The sequence below is a fragment of the Thermogemmatispora sp. genome (genome assembly GCF_042408735.1).
Classification (GTDB): domain Bacteria; phylum Chloroflexota; class Ktedonobacteria; order Ktedonobacterales; family Ktedonobacteraceae; genus Thermogemmatispora.
The window spans coordinates 1-3,939 of sequence record NZ_JBHOQV010000078.1 but is presented as its reverse complement, the minus strand read 5'-3'; the positions used below and the strand labels follow the sequence as shown (position 1 = coordinate 3,939).

Sequence of the window (3,939 nt, the reverse complement as noted above, 5' to 3'; positions counted from 1 at the left end):
GGGAGTCGCAAGAGGAAGCAGGAGCTGGTGAGCAACTTCAGGAAGGCGATAGAGCGCTGGCCGGGGGAGAAGAGGGTAGGGGAGCTGAGCGAGCTGCTGCTGTGGGTATGAGGGCGGGCGAGCGAAGGCAGCGAGAGGAGCAGGCCATCAAGGCGGAAGAAAGCTGCTCTCCCACCCCCTTGCCACGTAGCCCGACCGACCACCGTCATCCACATATCAATACAAAGAATGTCATCGGGGAGGGCTATCCTGCCGTCTCGGGCGCGCTCTCTCCGTAGCGATAGACGAGGATACGCTCCATACGGCGCAGCGCCGGATGAACCTCCATGATACGAGTCTGGGCCCTCCACCAGAGCGGAAAGCGCGAGAAGGCCACCACCTCGCTGGGCCTGAACTCTCTGACCAGCTCAAGCCTGGCCTCAAGCTGCTTGAGGTCCTGGGGATCATCCAGACCCCAGCGAAAGGTTGCCCCTGTCCCTCCAACGTTAGAGCCTGCACGCCTCACCATCATCCTGTTGCAGGCATCGAAGATCACCTGGCCTCTCGGGAAATGATCCACCACCGCCGTCAGGAGAGCCTTCACCTCCGCTTCGCTCAAGTAGGGCAGGACTCCCTCGGCGATCAGCAAGCCGGGCCGGGCCCTGGGCACCTCCGTCAGCCAGGCTAAGTCGGAGAGCGGCGCCCCGATCAGGTGATAAGAGCTGCCGCCATCGGGCAACAGTTGCCGGCGCAGCTCAATCACATCCGGGTAATCCACATCGAACCAATCCACCGTCGCTGGCGGATCAACGCGGAAGAACCGGCTATCCATACCGCAGCCCACATGAAGCACGACGGCACTCGGATACTCTGCCAGAAAACGCCGGGTCAGCAGATCGAAGGTCGCCGCCCGCGTCGCAATGATGGTACAGCCAATCTTGCGCCATATCTTCCAGGAACTGATCCCGGTCAGCGTCCGGCTCATGTCGTAATCGATATGGCGCATGGCCTCCTCAGCCCAGGGATCGCGCAGAATAGGCTGCTCCCACTGGCTTTGAAGAGCCTTGCCATTGAGCATCATGAGCATGGTTTCTTTTTCTCTGGTAAAAGCACTCTTCTCGGTAGACATCGCTGGCTCCTGTGGTTCATAGAAGGCGGCCTCGAAGGACAACGCCTTGCCCTGACAGGCCACAAGGCGGCCCCTGGCGCCTGGCATCGGAGATTCGACTGGCTGGAGCGACCGACCAGACGGGCACTCGCTCGCCAGATCCTATGCCTGAAGGCGTGGGGACCAGTCGCCGGCCTATCTTACTCCTACGACTAACGCAGAAGCAAGGGCCGATCTCAACTCAACAAGCCGGCCGGCGAAGATGGCTGGCCTGCCTGCCGGTGATAAAAGGAGCCAGAGGGATAGCCTAAAGCAGTCCTGAGCATCGCCTGCCGTCCCAGACCCCGCCAGAGACAGGGCGAGTTGCCCCTCTCCTGGCGCTGAGGAAGGCAGCAATTGGCTCATCGGCTTCATGCCCGTGCACAGCCAGGACCGGCGAGGGCCTGAGCGGCTGTCGCCGAAACGAGCGCGGGACCAGCCACCCCAATGACCAGGTCGAGCGGCTGGCCCCGTGCTCGCTTCAAACTTCGCTCTCGAGGGGAGATATCTGACGCCTCACCCGTGCCACCAGCGGTGCCGGCGAGCCGCAAGCAGGTCTAGCTGCTCAGCCGCTCTCCCCCTCGCGGCTGGCCGCCGAGCGCCCACCTATCCCCCAGTTACCCCTGGGCACCTCGTAAATAATGACGCGCACCTCTTCCATAGGATAGCCCAACTCGCGCCCCGCCGCCTCCGAGAGCTGGCGGATCAAGCGCTCCTTCTGCTCAACGCTGCGGCCCTCCATGATGGTCACCTTCAAGACAAGCATCGACCTCTCCTTTCTCTCAGCGGTGGACCTCTCAAGCGCCCGGCCTGACCGGCCCTGATCCCCCGTCTGGCAGGGTCCCGGACCAACAGCGTACAATAGACCTGTCACCTGGTTCAACCCACCCTCTCCGTCGCTGCTGGCAACGAGCGGGCGCGCCGGTTCCAAAGCCCGACCAGCAAGCTCGCCAGCCGGTCAGCCGGAGAGAGGCAATCCAGCCAGAAAGGAGCCGCCAGGCCGATGCCCATGCTAGAAGTGCTGCGCGCCGCCGACAAACCACTCACCGCTGCGCAGAAGCGGGCCTTTGCCCGCGAAGCAACGCGGATCTTCCGCGAAATCCTGGGAACCCCGCCCGGGCGCCTGCGCCTCTTCTTCATCGAGACCGCGCCGGTAGAGCAGGAAGACCCAGGCGAAGATCCGCCCGCCTTCACCGGCAACCAATCAGCCAGGAGCGAGTGAGGCCAGCGGCCAGAAGAGAGGACGAGGGCGGCAGCCGCCGCCCTGGTTCGGGGCGGGACCGGCGGGCCAGGCTACCCGCGCTCCCGAACCAGGTCCGGCCCGGCCAGGCCGGGCCACCGTCAGGCCGGCGGCCCCTCGAGCGCCAGCTCGCGCCGAAACTCATCAAGATAGACCTGCATGAAGCGCAGGCGCTCTTCTGCCAGAGTGCGCCCCGTGGCCGTTCCCATAGTCTCGCCCAGCCGCAGCAGCTTCGTATAGAAGTGATCGAGCAGATAGCGCCGGTCATCCGGCTCATGGGCAACGGCAAACGGATCGGTCGGATGATAGGGGCGCGTCTCCGGCGTCGCGCGCCTGCTGCCCGTCACCGCCCAGCGCATCACCCCGATCGCTCCCAGGCCATCGAGCCGATCAGCATCGCGCACCACGCGCGCCTCCAGCGTCTGTGGCTCCACTCCTCGACTAAAGCTGTGAGCCAGCACCGCATGCAGAATCGCCGCGCTCTCCTCAGCCGGCACCCCGTGAGCAGCCAGCACCTCGCCGGCCAACTGATACGAGAGATCGGCATGATGCCGTTGCCCCTGGTGGCCAGGCCCTTCCCCACCCTGGGCGCCCTCTGGGAGCGCGCGCCCCAGATCGTGCAACAAGGCCGCCATCCCCACCACAAACGGATCCGCTCCCTCGCGGCGCGCGATCGCCAGCGCCAGCCGATAAACACGCTCTATATGGTCCCAGCCGTGAGCCAGATCGACGCTCCCCAGGCTCAAAAAACGCTCCTCCACCTCGCGGTAGACCTGAGCTAGCACGGCCTCCTTATCGAAAGCCACGGTCATCGTCTCGCTGTCTTATCCTTTCTAACTGATCGGGCCAGCCAGCTCGCCGCTGACCTTCCCTACCAGGGCCAGCCGAACCAGGGACAGGCGCACCACCTCTTGCCTTGCCTTGCCTCGCCTCGCCTCACCTGCCTCCCTCCTCCAATCGGACCCCCCGCCTGGCCCAGTCCCGCGCTCGCGGCCCCAAGCAGATCCATTCTACACTTTGTCCCCAGCCAGCGTGAACCCTGGCTGGCCACCTCTCCTGCTCTCAGCCTTGCCTGGCCTGCCTGGCTCCCTCCACCCTCGCCAGCCGCGAAAATTTTCAGGGAGACCTTGACAAAGAGGGCTTCCCCCGACTATATTCTATTTGAAACCGCTTACGTAATCGTTTGCGGTACCGATTTCGCTCCAAGCAGGAATGCAAGGAAGCTTCCGCTCCCTCCCCAGCGGCCTGCAGAACCTGCTTGTCGGGTTCTGCAGGGCGAGGGGCGGTAGCCAGCGACACTCGTGCAAGGAAAGGGAAGCACGACGAAGCATGACACCGCACACCATTCGACGACAGAGCCTGCTGTGGGGACGCAAGCGACTGCTGGCGCTGCTGGCCCTGCCCCTGCTGCTGCTGACAGGGCTATTTGGCGGTCAGATGCGGGTGCACGCCGCCAGCTATTGCCAGGTCACCTACAGCGTCGTCAGCCAGTGGCCTGGCGGCTTCAGCGTCAACCTGGTGTTGCAGAACACCGGCAGCAGCCCCTGGAACGGCTGGACGCTGACCTTCACCT

General features: G+C 64.3%; 5 protein-coding genes. 2 read left to right on the top strand and 3 right to left on the bottom strand.

Features of this window, described 5'->3' with window-relative positions:
* Positions 1–244 precede the first annotated feature (244 nt).
* Both ACFMO7_RS06315 and ACFMO7_RS06310 read right to left on the bottom strand, forming a co-directional pair.
* The gene (locus ACFMO7_RS06315) at positions 245–1,108 is read right to left on the bottom strand and encodes a class I SAM-dependent methyltransferase (RefSeq protein ID WP_376794670.1); all 864 of its coding nucleotides are present in this window, start codon (positions 1,106–1,108) and stop codon (positions 245–247) included.
* A 583-nt stretch (positions 1,109–1,691) separates the two neighbouring features.
* Positions 1,692–2,000, bottom strand: a complete 309-nt coding sequence (locus ACFMO7_RS06310; RefSeq protein WP_376794669.1) for a 4-oxalocrotonate tautomerase family protein — start codon at positions 1,998–2,000, stop codon at positions 1,692–1,694.
* Between the two features lie 129 nt (positions 2,001–2,129).
* Between ACFMO7_RS06310 and ACFMO7_RS06305 the strand changes: the two genes are divergently transcribed.
* Positions 2,130–2,348 carry a 4-oxalocrotonate tautomerase family protein gene (locus tag ACFMO7_RS06305; protein ID WP_376794668.1) on the top strand — a complete coding sequence of 73 codons (219 nt, stop codon included), beginning with the start codon at positions 2,130–2,132 and terminating at the stop codon, positions 2,346–2,348.
* Positions 2,349–2,467: 119 nt separating this feature from the next.
* Here the strand turns inward: ACFMO7_RS06305 and ACFMO7_RS06300 are convergent, their stop codons facing one another.
* The gene (locus tag ACFMO7_RS06300) at positions 2,468–3,178 is read right to left on the bottom strand and encodes an HD domain-containing protein (protein WP_376794667.1); all 711 of its coding nucleotides are present in this window, start codon (positions 3,176–3,178) and stop codon (positions 2,468–2,470) included.
* Between the two features lie 517 nt (positions 3,179–3,695).
* Between ACFMO7_RS06300 and ACFMO7_RS06295 the strand changes: the two genes are divergently transcribed.
* Positions 3,696–3,939 (top strand): cellulose binding domain-containing protein (locus ACFMO7_RS06295; RefSeq protein ID WP_376794666.1); only part of this gene is annotated, 244 nt, incomplete at its 3' end.